19 protein-coding genes are annotated in these 21,032 nt (G+C 62.1%); 10 read left to right on the top strand and 9 right to left on the bottom strand.

Features of this window, described 5'->3' with window-relative positions:
- Positions 1-47: 47 nt before the first annotated feature.
- Positions 48-1,250 (bottom strand): adenylate/guanylate cyclase domain-containing protein, encoded by a 1,203-nt coding sequence (locus GHK62_RS06695; RefSeq protein ID WP_184108832.1) that lies wholly within the window; start codon positions 1,248-1,250, stop codon positions 48-50.
- A gap of 176 nt (positions 1,251-1,426) precedes the next feature.
- On the opposite strand from GHK62_RS06695, the gene GHK62_RS06700 reads away from it, so the two are divergent.
- The 3 genes from GHK62_RS06700 (at position 1,427) to GHK62_RS06710 (ending at position 5,707) form a co-directional block, all read left to right on the top strand.
- Positions 1,427-2,026, top strand: a complete 600-nt coding sequence (locus tag GHK62_RS06700; RefSeq protein ID WP_153437535.1) for a YdeI/OmpD-associated family protein — start codon at positions 1,427-1,429, stop codon at positions 2,024-2,026.
- A 109-nt stretch (positions 2,027-2,135) separates the two neighbouring features.
- Positions 2,136-3,335, top strand: coding sequence for a transporter substrate-binding domain-containing protein (locus GHK62_RS06705; RefSeq protein WP_475527225.1), 1,200 nt, complete (start codon positions 2,136-2,138; stop codon positions 3,333-3,335).
- A gap of 215 nt (positions 3,336-3,550) precedes the next feature.
- Positions 3,551-5,707, top strand: a complete 2,157-nt coding sequence (locus tag GHK62_RS06710; RefSeq protein ID WP_153437536.1) for a CHASE2 domain-containing protein — start codon at positions 3,551-3,553, stop codon at positions 5,705-5,707.
- Between the two features lie 195 nt (positions 5,708-5,902).
- Here GHK62_RS06710 and GHK62_RS06715 read toward each other — a convergent pair whose 3' ends face one another.
- On the bottom strand, positions 5,903-6,868 hold the full coding sequence (locus GHK62_RS06715) for a FecR family protein (RefSeq protein ID WP_153437537.1): 966 nt from the start codon (positions 6,866-6,868) through the stop codon (positions 5,903-5,905).
- Positions 6,869-7,315: 447 nt separating this feature from the next.
- Here GHK62_RS06715 and GHK62_RS06720 point away from each other — a divergent pair, with 447 nt between their 5' ends.
- A complete protein-coding gene (locus GHK62_RS06720) occupies positions 7,316-7,579 on the top strand; it encodes a hypothetical protein (protein WP_153437583.1) in 264 nt (87 codons plus the stop codon).
- A 71-nt stretch (positions 7,580-7,650) separates the two neighbouring features.
- Here GHK62_RS06720 and GHK62_RS06725 read toward each other — a convergent pair whose 3' ends face one another.
- The 3 genes from GHK62_RS06725 to GHK62_RS06735 form a co-directional block, all read right to left on the bottom strand.
- The gene (locus tag GHK62_RS06725; protein ID WP_153437538.1) at positions 7,651-8,070 is read right to left on the bottom strand and encodes a CBS domain-containing protein; all 420 of its coding nucleotides are present in this window, start codon (positions 8,068-8,070) and stop codon (positions 7,651-7,653) included.
- 138 nt (positions 8,071-8,208) lie between these two features.
- Positions 8,209-8,868 (bottom strand): dihydrofolate reductase family protein, encoded by a 660-nt coding sequence (locus GHK62_RS06730; RefSeq protein ID WP_153437539.1) that lies wholly within the window; start codon positions 8,866-8,868, stop codon positions 8,209-8,211.
- Between the two features lie 119 nt (positions 8,869-8,987).
- Positions 8,988-10,037 (bottom strand): GlxA family transcriptional regulator, encoded by a 1,050-nt coding sequence (locus GHK62_RS06735; RefSeq protein ID WP_153437540.1) that lies wholly within the window; start codon positions 10,035-10,037, stop codon positions 8,988-8,990.
- 169 nt (positions 10,038-10,206) lie between these two features.
- Here GHK62_RS06735 and GHK62_RS06740 point away from each other — a divergent pair, with 169 nt between their 5' ends.
- The 3 genes from GHK62_RS06740 to GHK62_RS06750 all read left to right on the top strand — a co-directional run bounded on the left by GHK62_RS06740 (position 10,207) and on the right by GHK62_RS06750 (position 13,167).
- Complete coding sequence (locus GHK62_RS06740) at positions 10,207-11,286, top strand: class I SAM-dependent methyltransferase (RefSeq protein WP_153437541.1); 1,080 nt, start codon at positions 10,207-10,209, stop codon at positions 11,284-11,286.
- Between the two features lie 160 nt (positions 11,287-11,446).
- Positions 11,447-12,010, top strand: coding sequence for a DinB family protein (locus tag GHK62_RS06745; protein WP_153437542.1), 564 nt, complete (start codon positions 11,447-11,449; stop codon positions 12,008-12,010).
- An 89-nt stretch (positions 12,011-12,099) separates the two neighbouring features.
- Complete coding sequence (locus GHK62_RS06750; protein ID WP_153437543.1) at positions 12,100-13,167, top strand: cyclic nucleotide-gated ion channel; 1,068 nt, start codon at positions 12,100-12,102, stop codon at positions 13,165-13,167.
- 34 nt (positions 13,168-13,201) lie between these two features.
- On the opposite strand, the gene GHK62_RS06755 is transcribed toward GHK62_RS06750, so the two are convergent.
- The 3 genes from GHK62_RS06755 to GHK62_RS06765 form a co-directional block, all read right to left on the bottom strand.
- On the bottom strand, positions 13,202-13,609 hold the full coding sequence (locus GHK62_RS06755) for a GFA family protein (RefSeq protein WP_153437544.1): 408 nt from the start codon (positions 13,607-13,609) through the stop codon (positions 13,202-13,204).
- Between the two features lie 73 nt (positions 13,610-13,682).
- Positions 13,683-13,922, bottom strand: coding sequence for a hypothetical protein (locus tag GHK62_RS06760; RefSeq protein WP_153437545.1), 240 nt, complete (start codon positions 13,920-13,922; stop codon positions 13,683-13,685).
- 75 nt (positions 13,923-13,997) lie between these two features.
- Positions 13,998-15,407: an adenylate/guanylate cyclase domain-containing protein gene (locus GHK62_RS06765; protein ID WP_153437546.1), complete on the bottom strand. Its 1,410-nt coding sequence runs from the start codon at positions 15,405-15,407 to the stop codon at positions 13,998-14,000.
- Between the two features lie 288 nt (positions 15,408-15,695).
- Between GHK62_RS06765 and GHK62_RS06770 the strand changes: the two genes are divergently transcribed.
- Positions 15,696-17,315, top strand: a complete 1,620-nt coding sequence (locus GHK62_RS06770) for an SMc04171 family calcium-binding repeat protein (RefSeq protein ID WP_153437547.1) — start codon at positions 15,696-15,698, stop codon at positions 17,313-17,315.
- A gap of 27 nt (positions 17,316-17,342) precedes the next feature.
- On the opposite strand, the gene GHK62_RS06775 is transcribed toward GHK62_RS06770, so the two are convergent.
- Positions 17,343-18,176 (bottom strand): Hint domain-containing protein, encoded by an 834-nt coding sequence (locus tag GHK62_RS06775; protein ID WP_153437548.1) that lies wholly within the window; start codon positions 18,174-18,176, stop codon positions 17,343-17,345.
- Positions 18,177-18,420: 244 nt separating this feature from the next.
- Between GHK62_RS06775 and GHK62_RS06780 the strand changes: the two genes are divergently transcribed.
- Positions 18,421-19,254: a response regulator gene (locus GHK62_RS06780; RefSeq protein WP_153437549.1), complete on the top strand. Its 834-nt coding sequence runs from the start codon at positions 18,421-18,423 to the stop codon at positions 19,252-19,254.
- Between the two features lie 402 nt (positions 19,255-19,656).
- Complete coding sequence (locus tag GHK62_RS06785) at positions 19,657-20,949, top strand: GGDEF domain-containing response regulator (RefSeq protein WP_283064745.1); 1,293 nt, start codon at positions 19,657-19,659, stop codon at positions 20,947-20,949.
- The last annotated feature ends 83 nt before the right edge of the window (positions 20,950-21,032 follow it).

Here is a 21,032-nt window from a genome sequence, read left to right on the forward strand (position 1 = left end):
AGAGGACGCGTTCGGCAGGTGCCGACTTCCGAACGCCGCGTCGTCTTCTATGAGCGGGCAAACAATTCGCGCGGTTCGCGGACACCCTTCAGGTGGAACGAGCCGATCGTCTCGAAGGCCGATCTTTCTGCCGGCGGTAGAAGCTCGACGAAGGCGGAGGAAACGAGCAGCGACCGGTTGGCGAGACGGCATGTCGACGCGATCCGGCAGACTTCGTTGACGGCCGGACCTATGACGGTGAAATCCAGCCGTTCGTCGCTTCCGACGTTGCCGTAAAACACTTCGCCGACATGCAGGGCGAGGTAGACGGAGGTGATTGCCGTCTCCTGCGCCAATCGGGCCGCGTTGAGCGTTGCGATCCTCTCCTCGAGTTCGGCCTCGGCCTTGAGGGCGGCAAGCGCGGCTTCGCTCCGATCCGCACCGGTGAAGATCGCAAGCGTCCCGTCGCCGACGAGCTTCAGTACGTCGCCTCCCGCGGCGTGGACCGACGAGATCACCGCCTCCGCATAATCGTTCAGCAAGGGAATGAGATCGCTGCTGTGAACCTGTTCGGAAAGGGCCGTGTAGTTCGCCATGTCCGAGTACCACAGCACCGTGTGGATGCTTCCGACCTTGCCCCTGGCGATCCGGCCTTCAAGCACGCGGTGGCCCGCGTCGCGCCCGAGATAGACCTCGACGAGCGACTGCGCGACCCACTTCAGCGAAGCGGCCTTGATGGCGAGCGCCAGCGCCGGCACCAGGCTGCGGAGCGCCCGGAGGTCGTCGCTCGAAAAGCCGCCCGGAGCCTTGGTCGACCAGCGCGAATATAGGCTGTCCATCTCGCCGATCGCATCCTTGCCGCTCAGTCGATGGATCTGTGCGAAATAGTCGGTGTGCCCCTCAAGACGAAGATCATCGAGAATCGTGAAGCGAGGCTCTCCGGTGTAGTCGAGCGGAATATGCATTTCCGAGAGCGCGTTTTCCAGCATGTATTTGAAGGGGCTGACCTGCCACAGGCGGGAATTGTCCTCCGACTGGTGGCGGGAAAACTCGCGGTGCCTGATCGCATCCGTTTCTTCGGCGTTCCAGAGGAAGCCCCGCGATTCGAGAACAGGGTGGAGCGTGTCGAGGAAAATCGCCGCCTGGACGAGATCGAGACCTTGCCCGCAGCAGCGCTCGCAAAATCCCCTCACCAGTCCGGCTTCGTCCAAGCCGAGGAGCCCCTGTTCGAGCAGCCAGTCACTGATCCTGCGGACTTGGAGATCGTCCACAGCCTCCTCCCGTATCGGCACACGATCTTAGGCGGGAAGGCCTGCTGCGCCAAGCGACTGTATCGGCTGTAACCACTACACGTTGCACTTCTTCGCCGGCTGCGTGATGATGGCGGCGCCCGGATTTTGGCGAAGGTGACGCGCAACATGGCAATGGCAAAAAGGCAGGTCGGTAGATGGCGCCTGTGAAGGTAGATCCGGAAAAAATTCGCGAGTTCGAGGACGCCGAGAGCTTCTACCGCTGGCTCGGCAGCCACCATGACACGGCCGACGAGGTGTGGATCAAGATCCACAAGCTTGGCTCGGGGCTCAAGTCGATCACGCCCAAGGAAGCGATCGACGTCGTGCTGTGCTGGGGCTGGATCGACGGACTGCGCAAGGGGCTCGACGACAAGAGCTTTCTGCAGCGCTACACGCCGCGCGGCAGGAAGAGCATCTGGAGCCAGATCAATGTCGACAATGTCGCCCGGCTGATCGAGGAAGGCCGGATGACCGAGCATGGGCTGAAGCAGGTCGAGGCGGCCAAGGCGGACGGGCGTTGGGAGCGCGCCTATGCGAGCGGCAAGGACATGAAAATCCCGGACGATCTTCAGGCCGCCATCGACGCCGAGCCTAAGGCCAGCGAAATGCTGGCCAAGCTTAGCGCGCAGAACCGCTTCGCGCTCGCGTTCCGCACCCGCAACATGAAGACCGAGGCCGGGCGGAAGAAGAAGATCGAGACTTTTGTCGAAATGCTGAAGCGCGGCGAGACGATTTACCCGCAGGGGCGGAAGTGACCGCTGCCAATAAGGTTCTGCCGGCATCCGATAAGGGCAGGTGAGGATCGGGCTTCCCTCGTCGGTTACGACGCGCATTCCGTCGGATGGGAAGGAGTTGAGGGTCGCGATGCACACCTTCAGAGAGCGGCAACTCGTGGACAGACATGTTCCTCGTCTTCTGCCGGTGCTTGTTCTCGGTATGGTGACCCTCGTTGCGGTGGCGGGTGCAGCACAGAGCACCCGCCCGGCGCCGGACGGGACGCCGCTCGTCGCACAGAGCGCACAAGGGCAGGCACCGGCCAACGCCCTCGCGATGGACTTTCCGGATCGGGAGCTTATCGTCGGTACAAAGGAGGCCCCGCCGTTCTCGATGAAGCAACCGGACGGTACCTGGACAGGCATTTCCATCGAGCTCTGGAGGCAGATCGCTCAGGAACTCGGTCTCAAGTTCCGCCTTGTCGAAGAGCCGTCGGTCCAGAGTCTGCTCGAGGCGACGGCACGCGGCGATTACGATCTCTCGGTCGCGGCGATGACCATCACGCCCGAACGCGAACGCAGCGTGGACTTCTCGCAACCATTCTACAACACCGGGCTCGGCATCGCGGTTTCGCTCAATCGCATGTCGATATGGCGCGAAATCATCCGCACGATGACCTCCCTGGGTTTCCTTCAGGCAGCCGGCGCGCTCATCGGCATTTCGTTTCTGGTCGGCGCGCTGATCTGGCTGTTCGAACGACGGCATAACGAGGAATTCGGAGGCAGCGCCGCCAGGGGGCTCGGTGCCAGCATCTGGTGGTCCGCCGAGGTGATGACGCAGGCAAGTACCGGGCACCGCGGCCCGAGAACTCTCGCGGGACGCGCGCTTGCCATTATCTGGATGGTCGTCTCGATCATCACCATCGCTGTCTTTACGGCCAGTGTGACCTCGGCGCTCACGACGCGACAGATTCGCGGCGTCGTAAGCAGCGTCGACGACTTGCCCGGGGTGCGCGTCGGCGCATTGGCCGGATCGGCAACGCTCGATTTTCTCGTTCGCGAGCGTATCGGATACCGCAATTTCGACCGCGTCGAGGATGGGCTGAACATGCTCTCGTCGGGCTCGATCGACGCTTTTGTGTACGACAAGCCGTTGCTGGCGTGGCTCGTTGCGCAGAAGTTTTCGAATTCGGTCGAAGTCCTCGATGTGACTTTCGAACCGCAGAGCTACGGCATTGCCATGCCGACAGGAAGCCGCTACCGCAATGCGACCGACGTGGCCCTCCTTGAGGCGATCCGCAGCGAAAAATGGAAGCAGACTCTGTTCAGCTATCTTGGCGAGAAGCGCTGAAGGCGCAGACGAGGCCACTCGGGGTGCGTAACACCTTGAATCGGCGCAATCTTTCCGATTCCGATTTGCCGGATTATGCAGTAAGCTGCCCGCGCTACTGCATGTTTCCTTAATTCCTAGCCGATTTAAGGAAAAAACATGCCGCAGTTCAAAGTGCTGCAGCGCTCTTTGTGCGCCTGACGAGACGCGCGGCGCTGCAGGGGGGCGGATGCTGCATGACACGCGCGCAGCAGGTGGGCGTCATTATCGGTTTGGCGATTGTAGCGGCGCTGACAATGCTGCGGGCAAGCGATCCGCCGTTGCTGCGGCTCGCTCGCAATCTGACGTTCGACGAGTATCAACGCATCAAGCCGCGTGCCTACGAGAACATGCCGGTGCGGATCGTCGACATAGACGAGGCGTCGCTGAAAGAGCTCGGCCAGTGGCCGTGGCCGAGAGATCGCATCGCCGCCCTGGTCAACCGGCTGTCGGAGATGGGCGCGTCGGCGATCGCATTCGACATTCTCTTTGCCGAGCCCGATCGCCTGTCGCCACGCAACGTTGTCCGCGACGTTGCCGGGATCGACCCGTCGCTGCTTCGTCAATTGCCCGACAACGATGAGATCTTCGCAGAGGCGATCGCCAACCGACCCGTCGTGTTGGGGTTCGGCATTTCCAATGAAGGAAGCTATCGCCCGCCGGTGAAGGCCGGCTTTGCCTTTACTGGTGAGAGCCCCTTCGGGGCGCCGCCGCGTCTCGATGCGGCGACGCCGCTGCGGCCGCAGCTCGAAGCCAACGCCACCGGCCTCGGCCATATCAGCCTCAATCCCGGCGCGACGTCGTCGGTGGTGCGCGCCGTCCCGCTTTTCTTAAGCGACGGCGAACAGCTTTACCCAAACCTCGCGCTCGAAGCGCTGCGGGTAGCGCAGGGTGCCTCCACCTATGTGCTCGCCGCCGCCCCGGATGTGGCGGATACGCTGACGGACGCCAAGATCGGGGACTTCGTGGTGCCGGTGACCGCGGCAGGAGAACTCTGGCTCTATGTCAGTCCCGATCGGGCCGAACGTTACGTCTCCGCGAGGCGCGTACTCGACCCGGCCGGTCCCGCGCCGGAGGTGATGGCGGCAATCGAGGGGAGCATCGTGTTCATCGGCACGTCGGCGGCGGGCCTGCAGGACATTCGCACGACCGCCCTCGGGCAGAACGTTCCCGGCGTCTCGCTGCACGCGCAAACCGTGGAGCAGATCCTCTCTGGCCATTTTCTCTCGCGCCCGGATTGGGCCGACGGCCTGGAAATCCTGTCAATCGCTGTCGCGGGCAGCCTGCTCGTGGTACTCACCACCTTCGTCAGTCCCGCGGTTGCGCTGGTATGCGGCCTCCTCATCACCGTCCTGGCGCTCGTCGCTTCCTGGCTCGCCTTCCTCTATGGTGGGCTTCTTTTCGATCCGCTGGCCCCGATCGTCAGCGCATCGATCACGCATTTCGCCGCCACTGCGTTCCGCTTCCTCGTCACCGACCGGGAGCGCCGCGCAGTCCGGCGGGCTTTCGGCCAGTATCTTTCGCCGTCGCTGCTCTATCGCATCGAGCATACGCGCGACGCGCTGCGCCTCGGCGGCGACGACCGCGAGTTGACGGTGATGTTCGTCGATGTCCGGAATTTTACAGAGATCAGCGAGCGCCTGGCGCCCACCGCCGTCGTCGGCTTCCTGAACACGCTGCTCGATGCGCTGAGCCGCCATGTCATCGCCAACGAGGGCACGCTCGACAAGTTCATCGGGGATTCGATCATGGCCTTCTGGAACGCTCCGGTCGATGTCGCCGACCATCCGGGCAAGGCCGTTCGCGCCGCGCTTGGCATGCGCGAGACGATGGCGCGCCTCAATGCCGACGACGCCTTCGGCTTCGGGAAGGAGCACAACGTCGCGATCGGGGTCGGCATTCACACCGGCATCGCCTGCGTCGGCAACATGGGCGCGGAGGCCCACTTCAATTACTCGGCCGTCGGCGATACGGTCAACATTGCGGCTCGGATAGAATCCTCGTGCAAGGACGTCCACTTCGACATTCTGGTGTCCGAGGAGACCGCAAAGGTGCTGCCGGGCCACGCCCTGCTCGAAGCGGGGATGCTGGCGCTCAAAGGAAAGAGCTCGCGGACAAGACTCTTCGCCGTCGTCGGCGACGAAAAGCTCGGAGCTTCCGCCGAATTCGCCGAACTGCGGTGCCTCCACTTAAAGCTTGTCGAGGCCTTGCGGTCCCGCGTGCCGAACCGGAAGCTCCTGAATGCGGCGAAGCTAAAGGCGGCGCCGCTCCCGGGGCTGACGGAATTCTACCGCCGGATATCGCGCCGGGCCGACCACTTCGCCGATCACGGCAGATCAGGATCGGCGGAATGAGGTGCTACTGCATATCTCCTTAATTCGTGCCGATTTGAAAACTGCAGCAATTCAAAGCGCTTCAGCGTCCTTTGCGCGTCTGATGAGACGCGCGGCGCTGTTGATCGTTTCATTTGCTGAAAGAGCGAACTCATCTAACTCTTTGAAACTATGCAATTCCGGTGGAGAACCGTCGCATACTGTCCTTGAATTGCTCTAGCCGTTATTGCGGCTGCCCTCACGCGGCCGATCCTGCTCTTGACGCGGCTTATCCGGGCGCGGTGGTTTGTCCGGCTTGTCGGGTTTGGGTGGCGGCTTGTCCGGCTTGTCCGGTTTTGGCGGTGGCTTGTCCGGCTTGTCCGGTTTGGGCGGCGGCTTATCCGGCTTGTCCGGTTTAGGCGGCGGCTTATCGGGTTTGTCGGGCTTGGGCGGCGGCTTCTGCGGCGGTGCCTGCTTTTTCTCGGGTTCCGGTCTGAAGCGCTCGGGCTGCGTTGGCGGAATCGGGAGCGCTGCACGAATGCTGCAACCACCGCCGACCCAGCCGAGGCCGCCGGAAAGCTGCTGGTTGCCGGAAAGGAATGGTAATGCTCCCTTGTTTCCGAGCGTCTCCAGGATGCGGCTACTGACGCGGCGTGTGTCGGTGACGTTGCCGTTGCGGTTGGCGATCACGCAGTCGCAACGCCTTGTCAGTTGTTTGCAACCGCCGGGGCCGCAGAAACTGGCCTCTCCGTTGAGCAGAACGAGAGCCGTGGTTCCGTCGCCGCCGACATAGAAGTCGAAAGCGGTGCCGCGGACACCGATCGTTCCGGCGGGCGTCAGGATCTCGTAGGCGGTGCTTTTCGATTTGCCGCTGACCCAGCGGAACGTGCCCTTGGTCGCTCTCAGGCTGAGCTTCTGCAAGTTGTTGGAGTCGTCGAAGACGAATTTGTCGATGACGACGGACGAGCCCCAGCCAACCGCCAGTTTGGTTCCGTCGCGGAACACGAATTGTCCCAGCCCGGATTTTGAGGTGAGAATCCGTTCGTCCCGGTAGACCGGGTCTTTGGCCGCCAGCGGACCGCTCGCACCCCTGACTTCAGTCCTGATCCGAACCGCCTCACCGATCGCTTCAGCGGCCATTGACACTGGACTGTAAAAAATGAAGCCGAGTGCAACGATTGCAGCGCCACGCAAATAGGACATGGCACCCCTCCTGGATCACGGCGACTTTGGATTGAAACAGTCCTTAGTCGTTCTTCGTGATCACTTGCCAGAGCGGGGGTGGTTGCTGAAATTATTCGCAGGCACTTGCTTTATGCCCCGCTCGCAATTGCTGAATATTTACCATGCGATAGGGCGGGATGTCTCCTAATCCGTTCGGGCTATGTGAATAAATAGCGTTAAAATCAATGTGTTACGGAGGAGGAGAGTATCCGACTGAGGCGCCGTGGAGCCATAAGAGCGGCTCCGCCGACATGAATTTGCTCCTCGCGCCGCCATTCAGCAGGCATTCAGCCGTCCGGAGATAAAAGGCATGCAATTCTTCCCGCTCCGGTTTAGGTTGGCGCGGGCTGAAGAGGGGGCCGGAGCTTGCGGCATGACGCGGCGACCGGCAGTAAAGGGGCGGCGCTCAGGCAGCGCCGGTGGGCGATGAAGACAATTCTGCTTGCTGTGCTTTCCGGCATTCTCATGACGGGAGCGGCTTTTGCTGCGTCCGTGACGAACAAGGACGGCGACACCGCCGTGCTCGTCGTCGTCGAGGGCGAGAGCCGGATGGAAGTTGCGATCGGCTCTGGCGCCACGGAAATGATCTGCCCGAGCGGTTGCTTCGTCACCGCGCCGAGCGGCGACCGCATCGGCCTACAGGGTGACGAAACGATCGAGATCCTCAACGGCTCGGTCGTCGTCAAATAGCGATTTGGCGCCCCGACGCGCATGGCGCCGGCTGCCGTTGCCTTGCCGCCGACACCTCAATGGTGTGCCTATCAGGCGTGATGGCCGCTGACGGCCTTGAGCAGTTCGCCCGTCAATTCCCGGCTGCTGCTGTGGGAAATATCACCGAGCGACAGCATGCCGACCATCCGCTTGTCCTCGTTGATCACCGGGAGCCGCCGAATTTTCTTTTCCTCCATCAGGCGAATGGCGTCCTCGAGGGATTCGCTCGTGCGGCAAAAGACGATCTGGCTCGTCATCACATCACGCACCGTGAGCGAAGAAACGTCGTGGCCGTTGGCGAAAGCGCGCAAGGCAATGTCGCGATCTGTGACCATTCCGATCAGTCGGTCATTTTCGCCGACGGGCAGGGCGCCGATATCCTCATCCTTCATGATGTGCGCCACCGTGCGCAGGTCTGTGTCCGGCGAGATCCAACGTACTCCAGAATGCATGGCTTCCGAAATTTGCATCGTAACCTCCCTTGTTCGGCAAAGGAAAAGCATAGTCGGAAATCATGGCTAATCGTTGGTATCCCGCGGAATCTCGAAGGGAAGGACCGCTCGGGCCATCGGTCAAGCGGTCCCGAATGGGACAGCGGCGAGCTGCCCTCAGGTCAGATTCCTGCGCCGCTCCAGTTCGGCCTCGGTCGGCTGCTCGAATTCGAACGAGCCGGTGGCGACCTCGCCGGCGCGAACGTATTTGTTCACGGTCACCCCAGAGCCCGAAACTTTCGAACTGACGAGCTTCAGCGCCATCGGCGAGGCGCCGTCGCTGAACAGTTTCTTGCCCTTTCCAAGCACGACCGGAAAGATCGACACATACATCTCGTCGACCAGATCGTTGCGGAAAAGCGTCTGCAGCAGGTCTGTCGAACCTTGCGTCAGGAGATCCGGCCCTTCCTCGCTTTTCAGCTTCCGGAGCGTGGCCACCACGTCGTTGCCGAGGCTCTGGCTGTTCTGCCAGTCGAGCTTGAAGTCCGGATTGCGTGTCGCGACGTATTTGGTGATGCGGTCGAACAAGGTGCCGATCGGATCGTCGGCGCCTGCGTAGGGCCAATGCGCCGCGAAAATGTCGTAGGTTTTCCGCCCCAGCAGAAGGTCGAACGGCGTGGCAAACATCTCGTCCACCGCCGCACCCATCGTCTCGTCGAAATAGGGGGCCACCCATCCACCAAACTTGAAGCCGCCGACCGGATCCTCATGCGGCCCGCCCGGCGCCTGCATGATTCCGTCAAGACTCACAAATGCACCAACGACGATCTTTCTCATTGCCGCTCTCCTTCGTCATCCTTGTTTCTGTATTTAGGACGCCCGGCAGCGGACGAGACCGACATGGTCCAAAAAAAATTCTTGCGAGCGCAACGTCATCGGCTGAATTCCGCGGGCGCCTATTCCTTGCGCGGCGGCTGGGCGTAATCGGGAATCATGAAGCGCCGGCGATAGCGTCCCGGCGTCAGTCCGGTGACGCGCTTGAACAGGCGGCGGAAGAAGGCGGGGTCTTCGTAGCCGACCTGCCAGCTGATTTCGTCGACCGGGGCTTCCGTTCGTTCGAGCCGGCGCTTGGCATCCTCGATCCGCAGACGCTGAACGTAGGCGATCGGGCTCAGCCCGGTCGCGCCGGTGAAGCGGCGTTTGAACGTGCGTTCGGCAAGCCCGGCTCGGCGAACCATTTCCTCCAGCGGATTGGCGACGGAGAAATGCGTGGCGATCCAGTCTTGCGCAGTCTGGATTGCAACGTCCCCATGGTCGTTGCGCCCCTCGAAGACTATGTAGGGCGCGAGCCCATCCTGATGCCATTGCAGCGCGAAGTAGCGGGCGACGGCCTGCGCCGCCGTCGCTCCAGCGTGGCGGGCGATCAGATAGAGCACCAGATCGTGCCAGGTCATGGAAGCGCCCGACGTGATCAGTTCCTCGCGCTCGCCGGCAACGACAAGAACACGCTCCGGATGGATCGCCACCTTCGGGAAGGTGCTGTGAAACGCCTCGGCATAGCCGAAATGCACCGTCGCATCGACGCCGTCGAAAAGCCCCGTCTCGGCAAGCAGGAAAACGCCCGAACAGGCCGAGCACAAAAGCGCGCCGCGGCGATGCATGGCACGGAGCCAATCGACCAGTTCCGGATGCCGGCCCTTCTGCCATCCGTCCGGTCCGAGCAGCACCGAGGGGACGATGACGATGTCCGTCGTCTCGATGGCGGCGATACCACGCTGCACCATCACGGGCACTCGGCTTGCGAGTTCCAGCGGGCCCGGCCACAGTCCCACGATCTCGACCCCGAAAGGCGGCGCAGACGCTGGTGCATTGCCCGGCGGAGGAAGCAGGGCAAAGGCGTTCATGACGTCGAAAATGCCGCTCAGCGTCGACACCACCGCCTCGGGAATGGCGACGAGGCTCACGTGAAGTGGATGTATTCCGGTCTCGGCGGTGTTGCGCGGCATCTCGAATCCATCGGACAGGTAGCGCCACGTCGGCGAATGAGTTTTACCGCGGGACGGGGCGTGGCGCAAACGGCCCTATTTCGGACAATCCCGCTCTGCCGCTTGGTCGCTGCCGATGCGATCCTCTGCAAATCCTTGGATCTTCGGTTGGATGACAGGAGCGGGAAAGATGGAAAACGTGAAGAACAACAAGATCGACCAGGCGAAGCTCGATGCGCTCGTCTCGCGGGCGATCGGCGATCTCGCTGCGGGTTACGGCGGCGTGATGGTGAGCCTCGGCAACCGCCTTGGCCTCTACAAGGCGATGGCCGGCGCGGGTCCGCTCACGTCGAGCGAACTGGCGGGTCGTGCCGGCTGCGCCGAACGTTATGTGCGCGAATGGCTCGGCTCGCAGGTGGCGGGCGGTTACGTGACCTATCATGCAGGTAGCGGCACCTATGAACTGTCGCCAGAGCAGGCGCTTGTGCTCGCCGAGGAGGACAGCCCTGTCTTCATCCCCCATGCCTGGGCCGTTCCTGCGTCCATGTGGGCGGACGAGAACAAGGCGGTCGAGGCTTTCCGCAACGGCAACGGTGTTGCCTGGGGTGATCACGACGGTCGGCTCTATTGTGGTGTCGCCGCTTTCTACAGGAACGCCTACAAGGCAAGCTTGGTCGCCGAGTGGCTGCCGGCACTCGGCGGCGGCATCGAGAAGAAGCTGAGGACGGGCGCCCGTGTGGCCGATATCGGCTGCGGACACGGGCATTCGACGGTGCTGATGGCGAAAGCCTTTCCCGCCTCGCGCTTTCATGGTTTCGACATCCATCCGGAGTCGGTCATCGAGGCGCGCAAGGTGGCGGAAGAAGCAGGCGTTTCGGATCGGGTCACCTTTGCAACCGCGCGGGCGGACAGTTACCCTGGCTCGGATTATGACCTCATCTGCTTCTTCGACTGCCTGCACGACATGGGCAACCCGGTCGGCGCCGCGGCGCATGCGGCAAAGGCGATCGCAGGCGAGGGAGCGGTGATGTTGGTGGAACCCTTCGCCAACGATCGGGTCGAAGACAATGTCTCGCCGGTCGCGCGGATCTACTACGCGGCGTCCACCACGATCTGCTGCGCGCATGCGATCTCGGACGGTGGCCATCTGGTGCTCGGGGCTCAGGCCGGCGAGTCACGCCTCGCGGACGTCTTCCGCAAGGCCGGCTTCAGCCGCTTCCGCCGGGCGCTGGAGACGCCGTTCAACCTCATACTCGAGGCGCGGCTCTAAGCCGAGTAAGCGTTCGGAAACTGCGTTGTCATGAGCACTGGAGCGTTTCACCGTTTAGACAGGGTGAAACGCTCCAGTCACGCCGCCCATTTCGGATGCCGCTGTGTAGCCGCAATTCGCGGCTGGACGCGCCGTCGCAAACATCTCACTATGCCGGGCCATGACCGTTCCGCAGGATTTGATATGCCGGCCCTATCGCCAGCTTGCGCGCAACGCCCGGCTCGCCAATGCGCGGCTCGATCGCGCCTGCATGGCGCTTCGTCCCGGTGAGTGGGAGGCGCCGCGAACGTCCTTCTTCCCATCGCTCAAGGAGACGATGGTCCATCTTCTGAATGCCGATCGGTATTATATCGACGCGCTGCGTGGCGAACGCCTCGGGCTGGCGAGACCACCAGGCAGCCGCGCGACGGCGGCCGAATTTTCGATCGAACGGGCGGAGGTCGACGAATGTCTGGTCGAGTTCAGCGAGAGCCTGACGGCGGAGGCGCTTTCACGCAAGATCAGCATTCCCTGGCCGGAGAGGACACTCGCTGAAACTGTCGCCGATACATTGCTTCACGTTTTCATGCACGGCCAGCACCACCGCGGCCAGATCCACTCGATGCTTTCGGGAACAAGCGTCCCGCCGCCACAGATCGACGAATTCATCCTCGCCGATAATGGCGAGGCGCGCGCCGAAGACCTCAAGGCATTGGGCTGGACCGAAGCGCGGCTAACGCGATAGAGGCGGCTGACGGGACAGGCGTGCCCACCCTTTGCGCTCGACCCCAAGGCGTCCTATTGTAGGACGTCGTTCGCCGTTCGGGGGCATGCATGTCGGCACGGCCTTTCTCGAAGATTTCCGCGCCGTTCAATGGGCTGCTCGCAGCGATTGGGCTGGTGGCGGTCGCCGTCCTCACCACACCGGACATCACCGGACGGGCGAGGCTCGGGTTGCAGCTCCTGCTCGTGGCGATCTGGGGTATCTATCTCCTGCAACTGGTCGAGACACTCGTCCTGCGGCGCGCGAAAGGTCCGCAGGACAGCACGCCGGCAGTTGCCATCGATTTTCTGGCCGTTCTGGTGCCTCTTGCTGGCTTCCTGTTCGCCTCCACGCGCGATCAGGAGCTTTTCTGCGCCATCTGGCTGTTGAAGCCGCTGCGAAACTCCGCTTTCTTCCGGCTGATCGGCAGGGTGATTAGCAGCGAGGCACGCAACCTGATCGGCGTCACATCGGTATTCGGCCTCGTCCTGTTCGCTGCGGCGCTTGCGGGTTATCTCATCGAGCGCGACGTCCAGCCGGATAAATTCGGCAGCATCCCGCAGGCAATGTGGTGGGCGGTCGTCACACTGTCGACTACCGGCTATGGCGACGAGATTCCGCAGAGCTTCGCCGGCCGGGTGCTGGCCGGGTTGGTGATGATGTGCGGCATCGGCATCTTCGCGCTCTGGGCAGGCCTCCTCGCCACCGGTTTCTATGCAGAAATCCGTCGCCAGGATTTCGTACGCAATTGGCAGCTTGTCGCCGCTGTGCCGCTATTCGAGAATCTCGGTTCGTCCGCTCTTGTCGAGATCGTCAGAGCGCTGAGGCCACGCCTCGTGCCGGCCGGCGCCGTGATCTGCCGCAAGGGTGAGGCCGGCGATCAGATGTACTTCATCGTCGAGGGGCGTGTCTGCGTTGCGACGCCCAATCCGATCGAGCTTGGCCCCGGCAGCTTCTTCGGGGAGATGGCGCTGATCAGCGGCGAGCCCCGCTCGGCAACCGTCAGCGCCGCGACCGAGGTCTCGCTGCTGTCGCTGCACGCGGAGGACTTCCAGATGCTGTCCATCAGCAACCCGGACATCGCTGACATCATCCGGAGGACTGCGCTGGAACGGCGCGGCGCCACGCCGAAGGCTTGAGCAGTGGGGCTCGCCGTCAAGGGGGCTGCCCCAATCAGGTCGGGTCCTTTTCATAAGTCCTTATCCCCGGCGGCAGTTGTACCCAGGAATGGCGGCGGCAGTCATAGACCGAGTCTTCGGGCGGCGGAAAGCTGGGGTCTGCGAGGGCGCCGACCGCGACTGCCACCGACGATTCCTCGTAACCCTCCTCGGTATGGAAGAGATTCGTCCCGCAGACGGGGCAGAAGCGGAACCTGAATCGCGCACCTTGATCACCGGTACGGACGTATTCGGTTGCGGTGCCGGAGACAGTGTAGGGGGCGGCGAAGGCGGCAAGCGCTGCAAAAACGCTACCCGTCCGGCGCTGGCAGGCGAAGCAGTGGCATACGCCGACGCCGAGCGGTTCGCCCTGAACGTCGATCCGAAGCTGGCCGCAGGAGCATGAGGCTGTTCGGGAACGCATGGTGCACCTCATTGAAGCTTTGGTGGTGGTCGGTCCGATCTAGTCAAGCTGATGCCCGCGGTAGACCGTGAGCTCAGCCATCGCCATCATAGTAGCGCTCGGGATAATGTCGCTTGCCTTCGTCGTCACGATATAGCCGGCGCAGAAGGTAGCGCTGACAGCGGCCATCGTCGCAGTGGGTTTCGACGACCCGCTCGCTGACGACCCCGTTGCTGGACGAACTGTTCGAACTCGAATTTGACGATTGGCTCCCGGCCAACGCCGTGCCGGCAGTTATCGCCACGGCAGCAAGCAGGACAAGCTCTATGCGCATATCGCTCTCCTTCCGTCGCCGCCATATTCAGGGGCGGCGCCTGAATTGGCGATGAACGCTGCTACGCACGCCCGTTCATGGGATCGCGAAAATGCTGATCTCGTTGGTGATGCCGCGAAGCGTGACATTGTGCGACATGGGATTGACGCCGCGATCGCTGAGGAGGCTGGATGCACGCGGGTCCTCCACCACCGAACCGGTGGCGAAGATTTCGCGCGAGGTGGCGAGGTGCTGGACGCGCGAGGCGATGTTGACGGTCTGGCCGAAATAGTCCTGGCGTTCGTTGAGGTTGACGGCAATGCACGGTCCCTCGTGGATGCCGATCTTCAGGAGCAGGTCCTCGCTGCCGCGTTCTTCGTTGAGTTCGCGCATCGCATCGCGCATCCGCATCGCCGCCGCGACTGCCCGGTCCGGAGTCGGGAAGGTCGCCATCACCGCATCGCCGATCGTTTTGACGACCGCTCCGGCCTCGGCCGCGACGATCTCGTTCAAGACACTGAAGTGGGTCCTAACCAGATCGAAGGCCGCGAGGTCGCCGACGCGCTCGTATAGCTCGGTCGAGCCGCGCAGGTCCGTGAAGAGAAAGGTGAGGCTGGTGATCTTCAGCCGCTGGTCGACGTCGATCGTATCGGTGCGGTAAAGATCGCGGAAGGTCTGGTTGGAAAGCAGGCGCTTGGCCGTCAGGAACGGCCGGCGGCGACCGAGCATGCCGTGGAGCACGTCGTTCGCGATGCAGACCGAGGGGAGGGTGCGCACTTCGGCGTGGTTTTCCACCTGGATCCTCAGCGGCCCGGGCTGGAGGCGCAAGGTTTCGTTGTGGCGGTGACCGCGGTCGAAGACGAGGGCGAGATTCCTTCGCTCCTTGGTCGGCTCCCCGGCGACCTCCAGGAACTGCGCCGCATGGGTCACCGGCTCGAAGATGATGACGAACTCCGCCGGAAGCTGCAGCGCGATGACCGCCTTCTCGCCGGGGGGCAATTCCAGCGCCTCGATCATGAACTCGTCGACCTTCTCCTCAAAACCTTCCTCTGGCAGGTCAACGCCCGAGCCCCAGTAGATCTGGCGGAAATATTCGGCCGGCGGCAATGCGTGCGGATTGTGCGCCTCTATATGGCGTACCCGCGGGCTCACCGTAAAGGTCACCTCGACCATTTCGTCGAGCGTCGGCTCGTAGCCGGCAGCACAGAGCGCGCAGATATATTCCTCCTGCTGCAGGGATTTGAGCGAGGTATTGGCGTCGAGCACGCCGCCGCAGCCCGGGCAAAGCACGTTCCATGACAATTCGAAGATGCCGTGGTGCGACGCATGCAGGAAGCCCGCGATCGTCTGCTCCTCGTCGAGCCCTTCGGCTTTTGCAAAGGCGAGCGCGTTGACGCGGCAAAGCTTGCGGTCGGGAGCATCCCGCACCAACCGCTCAAAGGCCTCGACAATCTCCGGCTTCACCGACTGGCGCAGCGCATCGAATAGAGTCTGGGCTTCATTCATTGCGCTATTCTATACGGAATTCGCCGCGTGGTCAGGCGATTTGATCGGCGCACCACGCACACTTCGCCAAAAACGCTGCTCCGGAAATCTTGCTGTCCACGGTGCTCTTGCGTGCGCGACGATACCGGGGCGGCTCGATAAGTATATATTGCATGATACTAATTACAAATTTGAAGTAAAGTAATTATGTTGTTGTATTTCAATGGTATTTCTCGATTCCGTATAGCGTTTCAACTGAGAATACGGTAATGAGCTCTCGCGGTTATATTTGGGCTGGGAGAGCGCAACATGACCACCATCGTGGGCAATGCCGAAAATGACGCGTTACTGGGAACTGAAGAGAAGGATCGAATCTGGGGCCTGACCGGCGCCGATGAGATCGATGCGGGTGATGGTGACGATCTGGTCGACGGTGGCGCGGGAGATGATCGCCTGACCAGCAGGGATGGCTACGATCGCCTCGATGGTGGCGAGGGTGACGACCAGATCGCCCTGGTTGGCACCGGCGGCGCAGTGACCGGCGGTGTCGGCTTCGATACGCTCGCGATCGATCTTTCCAACGTCAATACCGCCGTCAGGTTTAGCGGCGAACACGGTCATGGGATCATCGGCTACGACGACAGGTCGAATTGGGAACACATCTTCTTCAACCGCATCGAGCGGCTCGTGCTGACCACCGGAAGCGGCGACGACCGGATCTTCGGGGCCGCCTCCGACGACGTTCTCTCGACCGGCGCCGGAAACGACATTATCGGTCCTTATGGCACCGACCTCGACGACGGCACCAGCATGTTCGGCGACGACACGATCGACACGGGTAGCGGCGGCGACATCATTGTCGACACGAGTGGCGCAAACCGCATCTTCGCCGGGGACGACAGCGACAACATCGTCACCACGCTTTCCTCGGCGGTGATCGACGGCGGCAACGGGCGGGATACGCTTACGCTGTCCGACGAAGGAAGGACGGAGGACGTGACCGTCGATTTCGCGCAGGGGTTTGCCTCGACCGGTACGCTGATCAGCGGCATCGAGGTCGCCAGCGTGGATCTCGGCAGTGGCAACGATACGCTGATCGCCGGCAATTTGTCCTCACTGAGCGCCCACATGGGCGAGGGCGACAACTACGTGCTCGGCAGCAGCGGCAGGGACTACATGTCGTCGGGAGGCGGTGATGACGCCCTTTATGGCGGCGCCGGGGACGATATCCTGATCAGCGTCGGCGGCAATGATGTGCTGATGGGCGGTGCCGGCAACGATGAGATCTACGATGCGGGAACGAGTTTCAACGACGGCGAGACGATCATCGACGGCGGTGCCGGCGATGATCTGATCCTGGTGAGCGCTCCCTCCGGTATCATCAATGGCGGCGCCGGAAACGACATGCTCCACGTCACCGCCCCGCTCCCAGGCGTGACCAATTTTGATGCCGCGACGGGCATGCTCGGCACGACGCTGATTTTCAGCGGCATCGAGACATTCAAGGTTGCAGGCGGCGCGGCCGACGATGCGATACGCACGCTCGCAGGCAACGACGACCTCACGGGCAACGACGGCAACGACCGCCTCGACGGCGGGGCGGGCAACGACCTCCTGTGGGGCGGTGAAGGCAACGACGTGATGACGGGCGGTGCTGGTGCCGATGCATTTCTGTGGTCGTCCGATACGCTCTCCCGCGACGGAATCGACCACATCACCGACTTCGACGCCGACGGCGGCGACGTGCTGCGGTTCATCGGCCACGCATCCACGGCCACGGGGATCGACAGCTTCGCCGACCTCGTTGCGGCGGCGACCGAGACCGGAGACGGGCTCTACATCGCCTTCAACGGGTCGAGCAGCTTCGGGCTCTTCCTCGACAACGTTTCGCTGTCGGACCTCTCGGCGGACGACATAGTGTTCGCTTAGATGGCGATGACCTTGCCGCGCGTCCGATCAGCCGACGAGCTGCTCGCCGCGCGCGGCAATTCTCTCATAGGCCTCTTCAATGGGCACACGCACCCGAGCGAAGCGGCGGACTGCAAGGCGCAGCAGCGCCTTCAGATGCGCCCGGCCGCCATAGCCGACAGTCGGCGCAAAGGGCTTCTGGGGCTGCGGGTCGGGATAGAGCCGCGCGAACTCGGCGAAATTGGTGAAACTCTCGTGGATGCCGGCCTCGATAAGGAGAGTTTCCACCGGGGCGCCCTCTGCCAGGATCACTTCATGCGTATCGAGCGCGATATGGAAATACTCGATCTCGCGCTGCGCCACAGGAAGGGCGGGTGCAATCGACGTTCCATTGATGAGATCCTGCACCCTGATGAGGACGCCATCGATGAGCAGGGCGTGGCCAGCGGAGAGATAGAGGTCCCGATGCGGCGTGTGCTCATCGAGGGCGTGCCGACAGATACGGATCGGCACGACGCTATCGTTCCAGCTGGGCCCGCTGCGCCTGTAGACATGGCGGCCGATCCATTTGATCGTGCGTGTTTCGCCTCGCACCGTTTCCACGAGATCGCCGATCCGAAGGTCTTCGATCGTGACTTCGCCTGTCGGGGTCAGGATGGAAGTGCCGCGGAGAAGACATTTGGGGCCTTGACCGGGATTGTTCCCCGGTTTCGGTCCCTTTCCCGGTTTTGCCGTCTGGGCCCGGGCCGTCGAAAACGGAAAGAAAGTCGTCACGGCGAGAGTGCCCATTGCCGCAATTCTGGCGACTGTTGCGGCGGCCAGACCGAGGAAGTGACGTCTCGCCCGATTGAGTTGCGGGTGCTGCTCTCCGGTTGACGACATTGTTCTCTCCGACTTTCCACATACGGCTTCGAGAACGACCGCAGCCTATCCTGATCCAGAGTGGCAGATGAGAAAATTCATATATTCGTTCTGATGCATATGGCTACGGTGGTACTCACTGTCACGAAGGTGGAGGCGAGTTATGCTTTCGGAGAGGGGAACGGCGAACGATCGGCATTAACACGCAATAAAGTCTTTTCCCCCTAGCATGCGTCCCGGGGACACTCTTTCTCATAGGCGATCAATGTCATTTTTCGGCGTTTCCGGAATGTACTATTCCGGCGAATCCCTTGGCGAACACCGCATCGTGCTTGCCGAGGACTCAAACCTCTTTGCATCGATGGTTTCTAAGCGGCTGAAGGAGCTGTTCGACATCGACGTGATCGTCTGCCGCGACTACGAGGATCTGCAGTTCGCCGTTGAGAACGCCTCCTTTCCTGCTTCGCTGGCGATCTCGAACATCAACCTGCCCGGTGCCGAAAACGGCGAGGCTTTGAATTATCTGATCGAAATGAGCGTGCCGACGATCGTCTTCACCGGCTCATTCCAGGAGAGCACGCGCGAGGCCATCCTGGCCAAGGACATCGTCGATTACGTCATCAAGGACAGCGTCTTCGCCGTCGACATGCTGGCGGAGTCTGTCTGCCGCTTCTTGACCAACCAAAAACATCACGTGCTGATCGTCGACGACAGCCCGACGGCGCGAGCGCTTTTGACGACGCAGCTCAAACGCTACAATTTCCGCACCAGCTCGGCCGAGAGCGGTGCCGCTGCGCTCGAAATCCTGAAGAACCATCCTGACATCGCGCTTGTCATCACCGACTACAACATGCCGGACATCGACGGTTTCGAGCTGACGCGCCGGATCCGGGCTGCTCACGGCCCGCATCAGTTGCGCATCATCGGCGTCTCGTCCTCTACGAACCGGCTGCTCTCCGCGCGATTCCTCAAGGCCGGCGGCAATGATTTTGTCGTGCGTCCCTTCGTCAACGAGGAATTCTATTGCCGCGTCAACCAGAACCTCGACACGCTGACGAAGATCCGCACGCTGAGCGGAGCGATGAAAATCCCGGCTTGATGCCGATCTTGGAGTTTCGCAGCAGCGAGCCGCGTGCTGTGGATTTCGGGACTGCAGGTTGCTCTGTTAACGGAATCGCAACCGGCAGGCCTTTCAATCCATTAAAATAAGAAAAGGGGAAGCCCGGTGATGGACACTGTCGAATACCAACTCGGCAGGTGAGCGGATACCGGGGCAATTGATTTTGGCCAGCGCCGTCTTCGGGAAGCACGCCTGCGGCCACTGCATGAATCACTGAATGATTGCTTGAGCCGGAGACGTCTTAAGTGCGGAAAATCAGGAAACATGCGTGAATTCAATTGGTTGCAGTGATCCGGCGTCTTGGGGGCGAGATAACGGTGCTGTAGGGATGGGGTTGCTGGGACCGTGAGGCTACGTCGCACGTCGGGGCAGGCGAACAGCGTGCTGAAGCATCGCGACAAGCGGTTGCTGCTCGTCGAAGATACGCGCATGTTCGCGACGGCGTTGAAGTACGGCCTGGAAAGCACGCTTGGCGCGCGGGTAACGCATTGCGGCACACTCGAAGCGGTAAAGGCCGAGCTAGCCGCCGGGTCCGACGAATTCTCGCTGGCAGTGGTCGATCTCAACCTGCCCGACGCGCCGAACTGCGAGGGGCTCGATTTCGTGCTCGCCAGCAACGTACCGGCGATCGTGTTTACCGGTGCTTTCAATGACGGGACGCGCGAGCAGATCCTGGGCAAGGACGTGCTGGGCTGCATCGTCAAGCACGAACCGCAATCGATCGAGCGCCTGATCGCCGCCGTCGACCGGGCGCTGACAGACGGCCGAACGACGGTGCTGCTCATCGATCCCAACAAGGCGTCGCGCTGCGATCTCGCCGAGCTTTTGCGCCGACAGCGCTTCTCGGTCGTAGAGGCGTCCGTGGCTGGGGAGGCGTTGCGACTGCTCGATGCGGGCGAGGCAATCGATCTCATCGTCACGGATACCGACCTCAACGACATGACCGGCGCAGGGCTGATCGCCGAAATCCGCAGCCGACAGGGCGAGGAGGCCGCTCCGGTGATCGGCCTCTCCGATCACGGCGACGCCCGTCTGGCAGCACGTTTCCTGGAGGCGGGCGGGGTGGATTTCATCCACAAGCCATTCGTCGAGGCGGAATTCAGCGCCCGGGTAGGGCAGGCGGCCGCCATGCAGAAGCGCTTGCAGGCGCTGCGGCGCCTGGCGGCGAGCGACTATCTGACGAACATCTACAACCGCCGTCACTTCTTCCTCACGGGTCCCCGGCTCGTCGAGCAATGCCTGAGGCGCGGCGAGCGCACCTCGATTGCCGTTCTCGACATCGACCATTTCAAGCGCCTCAACGACACCTATGGTCACGAGATCGGCGACATCGTGCTGAAACACGTGGCGCGGCGACTGAAAGCAATTGTCGGAGAGGAGCATCTACTGGCGCGCCTCGGGGGTGAGGAATTCGGCATTCTCTTCAATGGGCTGGACGCGCGCCGCGCCTATGACTTCTGCGAGCGGCTGCGGCTTGAACTGGAGAGGTCGAAAATAGTCGCAGACGACGAGGAACTGACGATCACAATCTCGATCGGCCTGGCGACCATCGAGGCCCAGGAAGCCTTCGACAACTACCTGCACGCGGCCGACCAGTTCCTCTACATGGCCAAACATGCCGGGCGGAACCGGGTGATGTCGGAACTGACGCTTTTGGATGTACTGGCGTCTTAAGCTCGTCGCGTGAGGGCGATGTTGCGTACGTGTTTCACTTCACTATGCAGACTGTCACCGTGATTGGGGCGGGCAAGCCCGCC

Source organism: Sinorhizobium terangae, from assembly GCF_009601505.1.
Classification (GTDB): domain Bacteria; phylum Pseudomonadota; class Alphaproteobacteria; order Rhizobiales; family Rhizobiaceae; genus Sinorhizobium; species Sinorhizobium terangae.